We start from the raw sequence: 16,272 nt of genomic DNA, 5'->3' as shown, positions 1-16,272 counted from the left end.
CTTAACTATTTTTGAATTCAAAACGATTGTAGTTCAGCTCCAGTGTTTCTATGAGCACTTCGCTGCGCTCGGCGTTCAACTCACCCAGTTTCCAGCTACGAGGCCATACCCACGACAGGTTCCAGTACATGAGTATGTTGTGCTCCTCATCCAGCAGTGCCACTTTTACCAATTGTAATGGCTTTACCTTTTGGTCTTCCAATGCGGTACGGCACCAGGCCGACAGTGAAGAGTCGGCAGGCTTCAGCAGGCCCCGCTTCAGCACCAGGGGTGAATACCTGCGCCGTACCGGGATTACATGCTCGAACCGGTTCTCTCCGCCCTCCTTCACCTGTTCCGTATCGATGCTGGCTTCCAACCCGCTCACGCTTTGAAAGCGGATGTCCAGGTCGCTACCCTGATCACCCGACTGGCTGCCGCTCTTGGGCAGGCCAAAAAAGGTGACCGAGAAATGAAAGCCTACGGCCTGATAAAAGTTATCGGGTTTTGTTGCTACCTGTGCCATATGCTTAGTCTACATTCATGATCTCCAATCCTTCATGTGCCAGCTCCATGGTTTCAATGGCCACCTCGTTAGCATCTGCTTTCAGATCAGTAGAGGTCACCTTAATGGGCCAGGCGTTCAACACTTTCCAGGTAATCACCGGGTCGTGGTTTTCATTCAGCAACTTGATGGTTACATCGCGGCGGTACTTGCTGCCGGCTTTGTTGCCTTCCTGGAAAAAATAGGTTTCGCGCCAGGCTTTGTAGTAATCATAGTCGCCTTCGAAAGTGCCCCTCTTCAGGGTGATGTTGGCGTACTTGGTGAGGCCGGGTTGTTTGCTTTTGTTGTATTTCTTGCTGTTACCTTCCCGGTATTCTATCACTTCTGTTTCGAAATCGAGACCAGATACTTCTGTGAATCCCAGGCGTACATCTTTTCCCCATTCTACCAGGAAATGAAATTTGGGTAACGGGTATGTTCCTTTTGCAGGCATATCAATATTTTTTTAAGATGATGAAAAAGTTAAGGCTGCATTGATGCTACTTGCAGGCTTTAGCTGTTTGTGCTTGCTGTATAGCCTTGGTAAGGCTGTCGGTACAAGCCTGCAGTCTGTTCGCCTCCTGGCTTACGCTGTCATATTCCGGTTTAACGGCTGCCAGTCTGTTGTCGGCAGCAGTCAGTTGCTTTTGGGTAAGCGTGTAATACTGATCGGCTGTAAGTGGGAACACCGGACATACCAGTTTATCTGTACAACAGATTTCCATACTATCGCCATCAGCGGGCTTCATGCCAGCACCACCATTGCCAACACTGGAACTGCCGTCGGAAGGGTTGTTGAACAGGCAGCCGATATTATCAATGGCCACGTGGATGCCGTAATCTTTCCCACACAGTGATTCTTCCAGGATATTAGCGGCTTTCAGTGCGGCTACTATGTTGTTGAAAATATCGTTGCCGATGTTGATCACATCCTGCAACTTCTTGCCATAATCGGCCCATTGATCTGTAATGCCTCCGTTTTTAAGCACCTGATCATTGGAGCAGTCAATCGCTTTGCTGATGTTGCTGTAGCAAGTGTAGATTTCGTCCACTTTGGTATACAGTTCTTTCACCATGCAAAACAAAATCTCCACTGCTGTAATGGTATAGCTGGTGCTTTTGCAGGTTTTGTCCAGCATGTCGGACATGGCCTTCACCTTGCTCACCACCGTATCTGCTTTCTCAGCGCTTTGTTTTACGTTATCGAAATAAGTTTTGAGTTTGTTGCGCCAATCCTGTGCGCGGCCCAGCTCATCTTTTTTCTTGGCTGCTTCCGCCGCTTTCTGCTGATACTGGCTGCTTTTCGTTTTCAGCTCTTTTTTCCAATCGTCTACGCAACCGCATTCGCTGCCGGTACCACCATCCAGGGTGGTGCAGCAATTGTCGGTGCTTTCAGTAAAGGGGTTATATACTTTTTCGCAAATCATGATACATATTTTTGGGGAATCAGAAATGTTTGCTTTCTATTAGTCGTTGCAACCGCCGCCATTGTTGCCGCCACTGCAGTAATTATTCTGCGCCTGATCGCAAATGGTTTTGATTGGCGGCAGATTACCGCAGGGCAGGTTGCAGAGGAATTCACGTATATCCTCCACGCCGTCCGTCAGCGTTCTGGCTGTCCAAAGCGTTTCTTTGATAGTTACCCGTTGTTGCTGTGCATCGCCCAGGTCGCCGTAGGTTTTCTTCTGATCATCTTCACCGGTTTTGATATTGGCTAACACATCATCCCGGAAGGCTTTCAGCGCATCGGTGAGGTCTTTGTGGAGGCTCAATATACTGTCGATGTTAGTGAACGACTGTATGCCGGATACATCTCCGACGGTGCAGGCCACTTTATTGATACTCACGGCATCGCCATCACTGCAGCCTCCGTCTGAAGCGTACATTTGTTGAGAACCGTCTACGATGGTTTTGAAGCAGGTTTCAAAATCCTTGTTTCCTGCTTTCAGCTTGGCCAGCGCACCCCGCTGAGCTTTGTTGCAATTATCATCGGCCTTGTTTTTCAGTTTCAGGGCAGCTTCACTGAGCAGGGAGAATTTTGCTTTCGCGTCCTGTATGCTTTTGGCTGCATCGGCTAAGGCTTTGGCAATGGCTTTGTTGGTGTCGCCGGCCTTGCCAAGCTTGTCTTTGAGCAGGTCGCCGTCTTTCTGGGCAGGCAAACTGGTACAAACATCTATACCCCGGTAAAAGCGCCAGGTTTCTTCTGCTTTGATAAAGAAGCATTGTTTGTATTTGAATACGGGCTTATATCCCTTGTACTCCCCCTCCCTTTGGCGGAGGTTGCCCAATGCATCTTTAAAATCGTTGCAGATATTCTTTTTATTATTATCGATATATTGTTGAGTTTTACTGGTAGCATCGCCGCAGCCGTTGCTGGGAGGGGCTTGCGTGGTGTTCATGGTATTCATACGTAAAATGATTTATGGTTCTGAATCGGCCATACCGCCTTTTTAGTTAGGATTCCTGTAACATCTTATGACTAAAGCGCAGGATGATGAATTCGGCGGGCCTTACCGCTGCCATGCCTATTTCCACAATCATACGACCTTCCCAGATGTCCAGCTCCGTCATGGTTTCGCCCAGGCCTACTTTTACAAAGAAGGCTTCCCGGGTGGTGGTACCCATCAGCGCGCCGGCTTTCCATTGTTGGGTCAGGTAGTTTTCGATCATGGACTTTACACGCACCCAGGTGTTGAGGTCGTTGGGCTCAAACACAAACTGTTGAGTAGCGTTCTTTACGGATTCTTCCACCATGCTGAAGAAGCGGCGAACGGAAATATAACGCCATTCGTTGTCGTTGCCTGCCAATGTGCGGGCGCCCCAAATGATAGCAGGGCCGCGGCCGGGGAAGGTACGGATCACATTTACCGACTTCCCGTCTTTCACATCTACGTTCAGGTCTTCCTGCTGCCGGTTGGTAACAATTACTTCAGGGCTGATAGCGTTGTTGATGCCAATATTCGCGGGAGCCTTCCAAACGCCGCGTGTATTGTCGGTTTCCGCATATTTGCCCACTACGCCGCAAGATGCCGGCAACAGGATGGGGATCAGCGAAATGGCGTTGAGGGCCTGGTAATAAAAGGCATTGTTAACGCTCTTCAAGGCAGCCAGCGTGCCATTCAGTGAGCCATCTCCCCCGGTTTGCTTTACCGTTACGGTGTTGGCGTCGTAGGTGTATGGGAGCTGAGCATTTACCCGGGGAAAATAAATGGCGCCATACTTCTTGGTATCAATATCTCCAAAATCCGCATTACGGAACAAGGTTACGTTATGGTCGATGATATTGTCTGCCGGGCCAATCGAAGGATCCATCCATACATCCATTACCGTGAATCGGTCGCCCAGTAACTGGCACATATCCAACGCTGATTTGTGCAGGATGTAGTAGGAATTGGCATCTGTCATGTTAATAGCGTCGGGGAAAAGGATGAGCGTAATCTCATCAATCTTTTCTGTGTTGTTGAGCCCATTGGTAAGGTCTGTGAGCGATACGGTGCCGGTGCTGTAATCACCTACAGACACGATGTAACAAGGCCCGCCTCCGTTGTTGAAGAACATCTGCAACTGGTAGGCCATCAGGTATTTGGAAGTCTTGAGCGGATCTGCCACTGCATTAATCACAGCCTGGGGCTGTGTGCTGTCGACATTCACGGTGATGCTGCCTTCTTCCACCTGCGGACCGCCGAATATCTGGTTATATTCCAGCATAGAGCTTATGCGGGTTGGCACGTCGCGCAGATCGTTAGGACTCTTGTTCTGCGCGGTGGCTGTATAACCGATGAATACGGGAATAGCTGTTTCTACAGAGGCTATGGAAGGGGGGAATTTGACGATCTCCTCGATATAAACGCCGGGAGTTTTATATTCTGCCATATGTTTGGGGTTTTAGCTAATAAGTGAATCTGCAATCGGTGAACTGGTAAAATCCTGTGCCTATGGACCTTGCGGAAAGATCTTGGATAGCAGTATCACAACGTCTGCGTATAAACGCTGGTCTGCATCGCTGGACAAAGCAAAGCCGGCAGGGTTGGGCAATAGCTGTTCGTATGTGGTAGTATTGTTTTCTGTAACGGGAAAGAAAAGCTTGCTGTAGGAAAAAGGCCAGGGATCCAGGCTGGTGCGTCTGCCGTCCGGATCGGCCGGCGACAGGAAAGTATCTGCATGGGCGCCGAATGAGAGCGTTTGTCCGGCCTGAGGCTGGTAGCGCCAGTAAGCACTGCGGCTGCGGAAACGTACTTCATAAACCGTATGGGGCAGGCGTACGCCGTTCTGCCATTTGGTTTTCAGGCTGCCGTCGCTTTCCAGCAGATCGAAGCTGCCCGGAGCCGTGCCGGTATTACCAGGCGTAATGGATATAATGCCTACGCTATTGGGCTGGTACAGGCCATTACGGCTAAGGTACACGGTTTGCTGCGCGTTGTAGCTATTGTCGCCTGTTACCAGCAGGTTGTACCAACCGTCGGCCAACAGCGACTGATCGGCCAGCGGCCCGGAAAAATCCAACGGTATGGTTCGCAACACGCTGGCCGATGTCCAGCTTTGCTGCAGCTGCAGACCGCCGATAACCGCTGTTACCGTGGCTGTTCCCTGCTTCACCTGCGCTTCCGGCGGAAACGTATAGGTGAAAGCGAAAGGCAATAGTGGACGATCTCCTTCATGTGCCAGTCCGCTGCCTTTTACTTCCCGCCACTGCGAAGGATCGTTGGCAGCTACTCCGCTGCGGTTCACATACTCTTTTACTTTACCGCCTGCCAGGGCCAGCTCTCCCTGTTCATAGCGGCGTGTGTTATCCTGCGCCGGCACTGGTACAGAAAGAGAGGGAAAAGTTTTAGCGGCCGTATCACGGTTGGTAAAATAGTAAATGGAAGGCGTGCTGCGCCGCATGCGGCAGTTGGTGAAAGCCAGCGCACCCGCATACCGGGGCACAACGGCAAACTCCAGGGGCGTGTTCACATCAGGGACCACGAAAGGCAGATAGGAAACAGTAGTGCCCTGCCGCTGCTGCTTAACGGAAATGGCTACACGAAATCCCGTTGGCGTAGAGAGTAAGCGCATGCGATAGTTTTTCAGCAGCAAAGCCGTTCCCGGCAAGGGCTGTATGTCCCAGTCGTGCGAAAGCTGATAGGCATCCTGCTGCAGTTTATCCAACAGAAAAGCATTACGTTGCTGATCGTCAGGCAACGTAAAATAAGTGTCTCCTTTACTGTTCTGCAGGTAATATTCATGCAGCAGTTGCACTTCAAAAAATATCTTATATATAACAGACATAGCGGTTAAGCAGTGGGATGTTCGGCATCTTGTATTTCTTCTATCAGCGGCACCTGGCGCAGCAATGCATTCTCAGTAATAGCCACCACCCTCACTTTATACATCACAAAAGGCACCTGCCGGCCGCCTAAGGAGGCCCAGAGGTGGTTGATCTGTTCAAAGGTAAGTGTGTACAGTTCCAGCGTAAGGTTAAGGGTGCCGGTGCTGTTCTGAAAAGTTTTTTGCGCCTGGAAGAAACTGATTACTGCGGAAAGCCTGTTCAATGCTTCTTCATAATAGTCGTGTGTAGCATCGCCAAAAAGTACAGCGGTAAATAGTACGTATAGGTTGAGATAAACCGGAGGGTGTTGATAGTGAGCCGTATTATCCGGCCATTTAGTAAATGCTTTGCCGTTCTTTAATGCACTTTCCTCCTCCACGTTCACCAACGTGATAATCACATTGCCATTGAAGTTATTGGCATGCGGAGTTTCCAGCAAGCCGATGTTCTCAACGATGACGCTATTGTTAGGGAATCCTCGTTGGGAAAAGTAAGCCTGTAGGTAATCACGTATCAATGTAAGCGCATTACTTATCATAGATGACGGTGGGGTTTGGGGTCATTAATTTTTGGGGTCGCTCTATTCCTTACTCGCGGTTTTCGTTTACTAAATTAAAAAACATTTTTTTGAAACCAAAAAAATTATTCCTGACGAAAGGAAAATAAACGGGAAAACAGCTACTGCAGCCGGCATAATTTTCCGTAACGTTCTTCATTACAAAAAATTACGACTTCACATCTTTTCGTATAGATATGAAAATTATGGAATGATTCGGGTTAGTGAAAAAAAGGTAATTGCAAAAACACTTCCATAGCCGACTTCCAGGTAGTGATATCATGACGCCCACCGGGTATCTCGATATAAAAAATATCTTTCTCCCGCTGGTATCCTTTCTGTAACAGTTCGTTTATTAAATCACGCGTATCGTCTATGCTGTCGATCACCCCGTTGTTATTCCTGTCGGCCGTTTCATCAGCAGTACCACATTCAAAAAAGAACTGTTGCCCCGGATGATATTCGCCTGAACGGATCTGCTGATGCATGATCCGGTGCTGGGCGTCGGAATACCCTGGGCCTACCGCCCGGCTGCGCCACCACAGGGCACCGGAAAATACGCCTGCCAGCTGAAAGATATCCGGATGATGCCATGCGATATCCAATGCTGACAATCCTCCCAGTGAAAAGCCTGCAAAAGCTTTGAGCTGCCTGTACAACGAAGGATATTGCGCTTCCAGGAATGGTAGCAATTCTTCTGTCACAAACCGGGTATACACTTCCGCCAACGCCCCCTGCCCCATGTAATCAGGTATGCCGGCAGTGCCATATTCCTGCTTGCGCTGCGTACCTGCATAGATGCCCGCCGCCATTACGCCTGCCGGCAGCGCCGTCAGCATCCCGGCAAGATCCTGCCCGTCGTTTACCAGCAATAAAATCTTCGGAGTCCCTTCTGTAAAATATGTGTCCAGTACCACTTCCCGGTTCAGATAACCGGACTTAATAGAATATTGATGTATTTGCACGCCGGTAATTTACGATAAACCAATAATCTTTTTTAAATTTAACTAAACACTTTCCCATGACTGAAAACTACCTGAAATGGCATTCTCCCAACCTGGGAAAGGATTTTGAGATGCTGGTATTCGGCGACAGCGGATATCCCCTGCTACTCTTCCCTACCTCTATGGGCCGCTACTATGAAAGTAAAGACTTTGGCCTGATTGATTCCATCCGCTGGTTTATTGAAGAAGGGCGGATAAAGGTTTACTGCCCGGACAGTATCGATACCATGAGCTGGTACAACAAAGACATCCCCCCGGAACAACGGGCGTATAATCATACCCGTTACGATCAGCTGCTGCTGGAAGAAGTGTTACCCAGGATGGAAGCTGAAACCGGGCAACAGCGCATCGTGACTGCCGGCTGTAGTTTCGGTGGTTATCATGCCGCCAACTTCGCGTTCAGGCATCCTGCCAGGGTATCCTATCTCTTCAGCCTGAGCGGGATATTCGATATCAGGTTTCGCATGGACGGGCACTACGATGATAACGTATATTACAACAACCCGGCTGATTTTATGTCAGAGAATCAGGACGAAGACCTCTGGCGCATGGGCATTGTATTGGGCGTTGCTGATGAAGACGTAGCCCGCGCACAGAACGAACAATTATCAGGCATTCTGGCAGGTAAAAAAATCTCACACTGGCTCGACATAAGGCCGCAAACCAGGCACGACTGGCCGGTTTGGCGGGAAATGTTGCCTCATTATATTTCACTGATCAAGTAAGTACAGTATGAAAAAAATCGGCATTCTCTTCGGACAGGAAAACACTTTTCCCCAGGCATTTGTAGACAGGGTTAACCGTATCAACCCACCCGGCATCTTCGCCGAATTTGTGACCATCGACAAAGTAATGCAGGGGGCCGACAGTGGCTACGCTGTAATAGTAGACCGCATTTCGCAGGATGTTCCCTTCTACCGGGCCTTCCTGAAAAATGCCGCTGCTGCCGGTACCGCTGTCATCAACAACCCGTTCTGGTGGAGTGCGGATGATAAATTCTTCAATAATGCACTGGCTGAAAAAATCGGCGTAAATGTGCCTAAAACCGTGCTGCTGCCATCTAATCAACTGCCGGACGATACAACGGATAAATCGTTCCGGAATTTGATTTATCCGTTCGACTGGAACACGATCTTTGAATACGTTGGGTTTCCTGCCTATATGAAACCGTACGCCGGCGGTGGCTGGAAGCATGTATACCGGCTGGAAGATAAAGAAGAATTTTTCCAGAAACATGGTGAAACAGGCCAGCTGGTAATGATGTTGCAGGAAGAAATTGACTTCAGCCAATATTACCGCTGCTATTGCATCGGCGGAAAAGAAGTGCGCATTATGCCTTACAGCCCGAAGAATGCGCCGCACCAGCGTTACGAATCCGATTTCAAACCCAGTCCTGAACTGTCCGCGCGGATTACGGAGCAGGTAATCAAATTGCACGAATACCTCGGATACGATTTCAATACAGTAGAATTTGCCGTAAGAAGTGATATTCCTTATGCCATCGACTTTTGTAATCCAGCGCCAGACGCCGATCTTAACTCCATTGGTGAAGAACATTTCGAATGGGTAGTGGAAACCAGTGCGCGCTATGCCATCGAAAGAGCGATTGCACAAAAACCCGGCAAGGACAATCTTACCTGGGGTAAGTTTGTACAACGCAGTCCCACCCGCACCCGGCCGGCAGCGGAAAAGAAAACTACCGTAAAAAAAGAAAAAGAGAAGAAAACCACCGTAAAAGAAAAGAAAGCACCCGCGAAAAAAAGCGCAGCGAAAAAGAAAGAATAGCTATTAGCTATTCCCTACATTTGTATTTTGCAAAAATATTTCATCACAGCAGCTGGCTAACAGCCAGCCGCTAAATCCTAACACATGTTCAAGGCGTTTACGCTGGGGATCGAGGAAGAATACATGGTGATAGACCCTTCTACCCGGGAGCTCAGATCACACGAACAGAAAATTGTAGAGCAGGCGCATAAAGTAATCAGCGACCAGGTGAAAGCTGAATTTCACCAGGCAGTAGTGGAAGTGGGTACCCGCATCTGCGCCGATATCCATGAAGCCAGGGCTGATGTTGCCCTGCTGCGTGGCACGATTGCCCAGATCGCCGGCGACCTCGGATTCAGCATTGGCGCCGCCGGCACCCATCCTTTCAGTAAATGGGAAAAACAACTCATTACCGATCATCCCCGCTATTTCGAAATCGTCAACGAAATGCAGGATGCTGCCCGCTCTAACCTCATATTCGGCCTCCATGTACATGTGGGTATGGAAAGTAGGGAGATGGCCATTCACATCGCCAATTCCGTGCGGTATTTCCTGCCGCATGTATTCGCATTGAGTACAAATTCTCCTTTCTGGGAAGGCCGTAATACCGGCTTCAAATCCTTTCGTACAAAGGTTTTCGACAAATTCCCCCGTACCGGTATCCCGGATTATTTTCCCAGCATTGAGGAATATGATAACTACATCAAGCTGCTCGTAAAAACCAATTGCATCGATAACGCCAAGAAAGTATGGTGGGACCTGCGCGTACACCCCTTCTTCAACACAGTGGAATTCCGCATCTGCGATGTGCCGCTTACAGTAGACGAAACCATTACCATTGCCGGCCTTTTCCAGGCTGTCTGCGCCAAGATATACAAGCTGCGGATGCAGAACCTGAATTTCATTATCTACAACCGCGCACTCATCAATGAAAATAAATGGCGGGCCTCCCGCTATGGAATTGATGGTCACCTGATCGACTTCGGTAAGGAAACAGAAGTCAATACCCGGTTGCTTATCTTCGAGTTACTCGATTTTATTGACGACGTGGTAGACGAACTCGGCAGCCGCGATGTTATCAGCGCCACTACCCGGCTGCTGGATACCGGCACAGGCGCCGACAGGCAACTGCAGGTTTACGCGCAAACCAATGATCTGGTTGCAGTTACAGATTTTATCCGGGAACAGTTCCTGACCGGCTGCTAGCTGGCAGCTGGCAGCTTTTTCCTACCTTTGCAATATGCATCCAAATAAAAAAAGCTGGAAGGTAGCAGTGCTGGATATGTACGAGGGTGTTCCCAATGAAGGGATGCGCTGCATACGCGAAATCCTGGAGAAATATGCCGGCATGCACGCACTGGACCTTCGTTACGATGAGTTTGAAGTCAGACAAAAGATAGCGATTCCCGACACTTCCTATGATATTTATATTTCAACAGGTGGTCCCGGCAGTCCGGTCGACAGTGAAGGCAGTGAATGGGAAGCAGCCTATTTTTCGCTGGTGAACAGTTTATTGGAATGGAACCGCACGCAAACAATTAAGAAACCTGCTTTCTTCATCTGCCATTCCTATCAGATCATGTGCCGTTACTTTAAAATTGGCAATGTCTGTAAACGGAAATCCCCGGCTTTTGGTGTCTTCCCGGTACATAAAACAGCGGCAGGTATGCGCGAAAAAGTATTCAGCGCCCTCCCCGATCCGTTTTATATTGTAGACAGCCGCGACTGGCAGGTGATTGAGCTGAATAATGATACCCTGGAAGCCATGGGTGGTCAGGTACTGGCGCTGGAAAAAGAACGGCCTCATGTTCCATTGGAACGCGCCACTATGGCTATCCGGTTCAATGAACATTTCATCGGCACCCAATTCCATCCGGAAGCAGATGCAGCGGGTATGTATATGTACCTGCAAAAGGAAGAGAAGAAAAAACAGGTGATCGACAATCATGGCCTGGAGAAATACAACAGCATGATCAGTCAGCTTACCGATCCCGACAAAATCATGCTTACACACGATCGTTTTATCACCGCTTTCCTGGATTATGCGATTTATGGCCATCTTTCCGATCGACTGGCAGCCATTGAACAAATGACCCGGGTTGCTGCGCCTGATAACAGTGAGCACTCGTTCTTTTAATCAAATGCAAATATGATTCCCTCCATAAGAACAGCGTATAATAAAAACTTCAGCGATGCACAATACCAGGAATTCCTGGAAGGCATAGCTGCTGACGCCGGTGTGGCGCCCGCATTCCGGGTAGCAGAAACACCGGTATTTGTACCGGCGGCACTTGGCAGTAAACTGGTACAGGCCTGTGAAGAAATTGTGGATGTGTTATTGCGTCCCGATTTCAAAACCATTACACAGGATGCCATTCCTCCCGATTTGAAAGTGCCCCGGGAAAATGATCATCCACATTTTATTGTGATCGATTTCGCCGTATGCCAAACCGACGATGGACAACTGGTGCCCCAGCTGATAGAACTGCAGGGATTTCCTACGATGCTGGCTTTCCAGGAGATTATGGCCCGGCGCTTCAAAACCCATTTCAACATTCCTGATTCACTCAATAACTTCTTTAATAACCTCGATGAAGCCGCTTATTACAGGTTGCTGAAAGATATGATTGTCGGAGATCTTCCGCCGGAAGAAGTGATATTACTGGAGGTGAAACCACATGAGCAAAAGACCCGTATCGATTTTTACAGCACAGAAAAAAATATTGGTATACCGGTGGTTTGTCTTACAGAGCTGACCCAGGAAGGAAAGAAATTATTTTACCAGAGAGACGGGGTCAAAACACCTGTTCAGCGCATCTATAACCGTATCATTTTCGACGACCTGCAACAGCAGGCTGATGGGCTGGGCGATCATGTGAATCTCTTCCAGGAGCTGGATGTAGAATGGATTACACATCCCAACTGGTTCTATCGCATCAGCAAATACATGATGCCCTTTATTCACAGCGAATATGTTCCGAAAAGCTGGTTCCTGCATCAGCTGCCTGTTATACCATCGGACCTGGAGAACTATGTGTTGAAACCTCTCTTCTCTTTTGCCGGCAAAGGAGTACTGATAGATGTAACGCAGGAAGAAATAGACGGGATCAAGGATCCTGAGAACTGGATACTGCAACGGAAAGTAAAATACGCGCCAGTTATTGATACGCCAACCGGACCTGCCATCTGTGAGATCCGGATGATCTATATCTGGCAGGACGGCGTTGCACGCCCCATGCTGATTCATAATCTGGCTCGTATCAGTAAGGGAAAGATGATTGGCGTAGGATTTAATAGTAAAGAAACCTGGGTAGGTGGCAGCTGCTGTTTCTTTGAAGCAAACGGGTTTTAATTTTGCCGCTAAAATAATATCATTTCAACCTTTCTTCAGACTATAAAAACTATATTTTTAATGTTATATGCTGTTGATTCCTAATCAACAGCCATCATTCATTCGATCAGCCTCAGGCCATCTTCAGCGCATCTTCAGTGTATCCTGCTGTCCAGGCCCGGAGATGCCTGTCTCATACCAATACTATATTCACATTTTCTATTTTCTCACTGTCGGCACATTTTTTCTCATCTCCTGCACATTCCTTCACAAAAGAATCCCCCAACTTTGTATTGTTAACCGCTGAATGCCTGTAGCTATTCGGCATTTCTCCACACTTAACTGGTTTATATGGCAAAAGTAACAGACAATATACTCCTCTCAGGAGTGCACGGAACTTTCGCAAAACAGGTAGTGTTCCGCCGGTATTTTGGGCAATTAATACTAAGTAAAAAACCTGTGTTTATAAACAGGGTACTTTCTCCTGCACAACAGGCTGTGAGAGCGCGCTTTCGGGATGCTATTATCTATGGCAAATCAGTACTGGCTAATCCCAATGTGCTCGCGTTATATCAGGCGGTGGTAAAAAGTGGCCAGTCGGCCTACAACCTGGCTGTGGCTGATGCCTTTCATGCTCCGGAAATTACCAGGGTTGACATACATTCAGGCGATACTATCTGCATCAGGGCAACAGATGTTATAAAAGTAAAAATGGTGAGTGTGTTAATCTACAACACCAACAGACAATTACTGGAAACAGGAAATGCCATACAGGATGTAGATGGCAACGAATGGACTTATACTATTCGTATACCCGTTGCCGGTAGCAAACTGGAAATAAGGGTTTATGACCTGCCCGGTAATGTAACCATAAAGGAGCTGGTGCTATAAATTAATGAATACATAGCATAGGGGTTAACTTTCCAGGTTGAAAAGCTACTGATAACGTTATCACTCAAACTCCGCGATCAGTGGGCCATTGGCATATTCGCTACGTTTCCCCAGCCCGATCGCCAGCTCTTCATTGGCGCCGTTTTTCACGATGAGGAAAGGCTGACCATACTTCTGCCGGCCGGAAAAGATGAACGCCACATCTGTACAGGAATAAACCTCCGCCTTATTCAGCGTGATCTCCCTGTTATCTTCCAGGATGTTCTCTGTTTTGTAGCTTTCGTTACGGAGATGCAGCTGCTTTCCGATATACTTCCGCTTCAGCCATTCATAATTAGCATTGATGATCACCGGCGTACTGGCCAGTTGCTCTTCCGGTACCTGGAATAGCAGCAATTTGCGGTCTGCATCTCTCAATGTAAATATCAGCGTCGGTGAATTCCCGTCCAGCATCCTGCGATCATAGTCAACGATCCTGAAGGTTTTGTTTTCCACGGCACGGTAAGGCGTGTAAAAATGTCCGCTTTTCAGTACACTCTTATAAGGTACTTCCACTACTGCTTTTACCTTCAGGTTATCCAGCAGGGAATCTTCTTTATTCCGGACAGCCCTTCTGGGATTCAGCTTCAGAAAGGTGATATCCTGCCCTACCAGCGTCAGCTGGGCAATGTCGGGTGTAAGATGCTGAAATGCAATACTACTGTCGTAAGGAACTAAAGCCGGCTTTTTCTCAGTGTCCCTGTATTTGATCTGAGCGGAAGCCGCAGACGTGGCTGCCAGGAGAAAACACAGGGATAAATTTTTCAGTTTCATATAATCCAGAATGTTGTTTATCTGCCTTTACCAGGTGTAAATATAAATGATAATTGAAGAACGGTATAAAAACAAAAAAATTATGATTGAGGGCTGTTATAATATTCGGTTATCATCATATTGTTCACTGGCTGGCGGCCTATTCTGCCACCTCATCATGCCGTGTAAAGCCAATCCTTACCCGTGGTTCCTGCGGTGAGGTTAACAATTGTTTCAGATATTCAAAAACAAGCTCTATCTGCTCGTCATGACCAGATACACGTTTTTCCATTTGTTCCAGTTTTAATAATATATCCTTATGTGTTAGTATCATTTCCCGTATCCGGGTAAAAATACGGACGATCTGAATATTTACGGCAATAGCCCGATCACTGTTTAGTACGCTGGCCAGCATTACGGCGCCATGTTCCGTAAAGGCATAAGGAAGGTTAGGTGAGAACTTCAGACTTTTGAGGTGGTCGCATTTTGCGACCACCTCCTCCTTTTCCTCTGTAGTCAATTGAAACATAAAGTCCTCCGGGAAACGTCTCTCATTACGTTTTACCTGTTCATTAAGCCGCTTTGTTGGAACACAATACAGCTCTGCCAAATCCTTGTCGATCATTATCCGTTTACCTCTGATTAACAGTATTTTGCTCATAATAGATTCATCCGGTAATATTACCTCCTTGTATGTTTTACTCATTAGTGATAACTTTTATGTTTAAAATAGATTTACTTACAATGGATAGAATTTGTCCCCTGCATCCTGTAATCCATTCAGCACGTTTTATTTTATATGCTCCATTATATCATACACATAGAAGCCCTCTAACGTCATATTTATTTTCCTGACAAATACACTGCGTAGTGATACCCTAACTTTAATAATAATATTTACATTTATACCAATATGTCAATTTTAAACCCTTATTCCTATGTTTAGTAACCTGGCGATAGATGTTGTGCTGGGCCTTATTTTCATCTATCTGCTCTACAGTTTGTTGGCCTCGGTAATACAGGAATTACTGGCAAGGATCTTTCATTCCCGCGCCAGGCTGCTGACGAAAGGATTGCGGCGGATGCTGGAAGAAGACGATCACCGTGCCGATCTGGGCTGGTTTGGGAAATTCACGTTTTTTAACTGGTTCTATGAATTGGGCTGGAGCCTGGTATATTTCTTTGAGCCCTTTCGTGGAAGTCCTTTTCTCCGGAAGTTCTATGAATCGCCAGCCATCCGTCGTTTGGGTGAAAACAGCGTTGCAGCAAGGCCGGCGTATATCAGTCCACGGATATTTTCGCAAACGATGGTACACCTGCTGCGGCAAAGCTGCCCCTCTCCCGGCAGTACTGACGCCGCTTCCATAGAAACTGCCCTCACCGGCAACCTGCTACAGCTGGCGCCGGAAACCAGGGATCATCTGTGGCAACTCTTCAAAGACGCCGGTGAAGACGTCGGTATTTTCCGGGTTAATATGGAAGAATGGTTTAACGAAACGATGAACCGGGCCAGTGGCTGGTACCGCCGGCAAACGCAAACCTGGCTGTTGCTGCTCGGACTGGGCATTGCAGCATTGTTCAATGTGGATAGCATTGCCATTGCGCACATCCTGATGAAAGACAAGGATGCCCGCTCCCAGCTGGTGCAACTGGCCAGTAGCAGGGCGCCTGCGTATACAGCTATAACGGATACGCTTATACAGAAAAACGTGTTGCACCGCGACAGTTCCTTTTTCCGCGCCGATTCTTCCCTGCGCGTATTTGTGAGCGATACCTCCCTGATCGGGATCTATGCCATGCTACGCGAGGATGCAGGCGAAGCGTCGAATGTGCTGGGCATCAGCCGGGCCTGCCGGATCGATAGCAACGGGCACCAACTGCCTGTTGTCCGTTGCGGCCTGACGCATCCCTATCAGCAAAACAGCTGGCTCGTATTTGGCGGCTGGGGAATTACCGCACTGGCCATTTCCCTGGGTGCGCCGTTCTGGTTCGACCTGCTCGGAAAGGTGGTGAAGTTCCGCACTGCTGTGCCTCCCGGCGACAACAGCGGGTCCAGGTGAGGAAGAAGTTGTAGATTTGCATATCTCCTCACCTCTTCAAAAA

At 48.0% G+C, this 16,272-nt stretch carries 17 protein-coding genes; 7 read left to right on the top strand and 10 right to left on the bottom strand.

Annotated elements, in window-relative coordinates; translation table 11 throughout:
- Position 1: 1 nt before the first annotated feature.
- The 8 genes from UNH61_RS06445 to UNH61_RS06410 form a co-directional block, all read right to left on the bottom strand.
- Positions 2-505 carry a phage tail protein gene (locus tag UNH61_RS06445; RefSeq protein WP_326991312.1) on the bottom strand — a complete coding sequence of 168 codons (504 nt, stop codon included), beginning with the start codon at positions 503-505 and terminating at the stop codon, positions 2-4.
- 4 nt (positions 506-509) lie between these two features.
- The gene (locus tag UNH61_RS06440; protein ID WP_326991311.1) at positions 510-977 is read right to left on the bottom strand and encodes a phage tail protein; all 468 of its coding nucleotides are present in this window, start codon (positions 975-977) and stop codon (positions 510-512) included.
- A 46-nt stretch (positions 978-1,023) separates the two neighbouring features.
- Positions 1,024-1,950 (bottom strand): hypothetical protein, encoded by a 927-nt coding sequence (locus UNH61_RS06435; RefSeq protein ID WP_326991310.1) that lies wholly within the window; start codon positions 1,948-1,950, stop codon positions 1,024-1,026.
- A gap of 39 nt (positions 1,951-1,989) precedes the next feature.
- Positions 1,990-2,931: a hypothetical protein gene (locus UNH61_RS06430; protein ID WP_326991309.1), complete on the bottom strand. Its 942-nt coding sequence runs from the start codon at positions 2,929-2,931 to the stop codon at positions 1,990-1,992.
- A gap of 46 nt (positions 2,932-2,977) precedes the next feature.
- Complete coding sequence (locus UNH61_RS06425) at positions 2,978-4,396, bottom strand: phage tail sheath C-terminal domain-containing protein (protein WP_326991308.1); 1,419 nt, start codon at positions 4,394-4,396, stop codon at positions 2,978-2,980.
- Positions 4,397-4,456: 60 nt separating this feature from the next.
- Complete coding sequence (locus UNH61_RS06420; protein WP_326991307.1) at positions 4,457-5,791, bottom strand: hypothetical protein; 1,335 nt, start codon at positions 5,789-5,791, stop codon at positions 4,457-4,459.
- A gap of 5 nt (positions 5,792-5,796) precedes the next feature.
- The gene (locus tag UNH61_RS06415) at positions 5,797-6,369 is read right to left on the bottom strand and encodes a DUF4255 domain-containing protein (RefSeq protein WP_326991306.1); all 573 of its coding nucleotides are present in this window, start codon (positions 6,367-6,369) and stop codon (positions 5,797-5,799) included.
- Between the two features lie 239 nt (positions 6,370-6,608).
- Positions 6,609-7,352, bottom strand: coding sequence for an alpha/beta hydrolase-fold protein (locus UNH61_RS06410; protein WP_326991305.1), 744 nt, complete (start codon positions 7,350-7,352; stop codon positions 6,609-6,611).
- A 56-nt stretch (positions 7,353-7,408) separates the two neighbouring features.
- Here UNH61_RS06410 and UNH61_RS06405 point away from each other — a divergent pair, with 56 nt between their 5' ends.
- The 6 genes from UNH61_RS06405 (at position 7,409) to UNH61_RS06380 (ending at position 13,377) form a co-directional block, all read left to right on the top strand.
- A complete protein-coding gene (locus UNH61_RS06405; protein ID WP_326991304.1) occupies positions 7,409-8,116 on the top strand; it encodes an alpha/beta hydrolase-fold protein in 708 nt (235 codons plus the stop codon).
- 7 nt (positions 8,117-8,123) lie between these two features.
- Positions 8,124-9,176: a hypothetical protein gene (locus UNH61_RS06400; RefSeq protein ID WP_326991303.1), complete on the top strand. Its 1,053-nt coding sequence runs from the start codon at positions 8,124-8,126 to the stop codon at positions 9,174-9,176.
- Between the two features lie 84 nt (positions 9,177-9,260).
- On the top strand, positions 9,261-10,361 hold the full coding sequence (locus UNH61_RS06395; RefSeq protein ID WP_326991302.1) for a carboxylate-amine ligase: 1,101 nt from the start codon (positions 9,261-9,263) through the stop codon (positions 10,359-10,361).
- Positions 10,362-10,395: 34 nt separating this feature from the next.
- Positions 10,396-11,292, top strand: coding sequence for a GMP synthase (locus tag UNH61_RS06390; protein WP_326991301.1), 897 nt, complete (start codon positions 10,396-10,398; stop codon positions 11,290-11,292).
- 12 nt (positions 11,293-11,304) lie between these two features.
- The gene (locus UNH61_RS06385) at positions 11,305-12,507 is read left to right on the top strand and encodes a hypothetical protein (protein ID WP_326991300.1); all 1,203 of its coding nucleotides are present in this window, start codon (positions 11,305-11,307) and stop codon (positions 12,505-12,507) included.
- A gap of 330 nt (positions 12,508-12,837) precedes the next feature.
- Positions 12,838-13,377 (top strand): hypothetical protein, encoded by a 540-nt coding sequence (locus tag UNH61_RS06380; protein ID WP_326991299.1) that lies wholly within the window; start codon positions 12,838-12,840, stop codon positions 13,375-13,377.
- A 60-nt stretch (positions 13,378-13,437) separates the two neighbouring features.
- On the opposite strand, the gene UNH61_RS06375 is transcribed toward UNH61_RS06380, so the two are convergent.
- Both UNH61_RS06375 and UNH61_RS06370 read right to left on the bottom strand, forming a co-directional pair.
- Positions 13,438-14,190 (bottom strand): hypothetical protein, encoded by a 753-nt coding sequence (locus tag UNH61_RS06375; protein ID WP_326991298.1) that lies wholly within the window; start codon positions 14,188-14,190, stop codon positions 13,438-13,440.
- A 139-nt stretch (positions 14,191-14,329) separates the two neighbouring features.
- On the bottom strand, positions 14,330-14,875 hold the full coding sequence (locus UNH61_RS06370) for an ORF6N domain-containing protein (protein WP_326991297.1): 546 nt from the start codon (positions 14,873-14,875) through the stop codon (positions 14,330-14,332).
- Between the two features lie 232 nt (positions 14,876-15,107).
- On the opposite strand from UNH61_RS06370, the gene UNH61_RS06365 reads away from it, so the two are divergent.
- Positions 15,108-16,229, top strand: coding sequence for a hypothetical protein (locus UNH61_RS06365; protein ID WP_326991296.1), 1,122 nt, complete (start codon positions 15,108-15,110; stop codon positions 16,227-16,229).
- Positions 16,230-16,272: the final 43 nt, after the last annotated feature.

Source organism: Chitinophaga sp. 180180018-3 (genome assembly GCF_037893185.1).
Classification (GTDB): Bacteria; Bacteroidota; Bacteroidia; order Chitinophagales; family Chitinophagaceae; genus Chitinophaga.
Note: the sequence above shows the minus strand (reverse complement) of the source record. Positions and strands in the feature narration are given on the sequence as shown.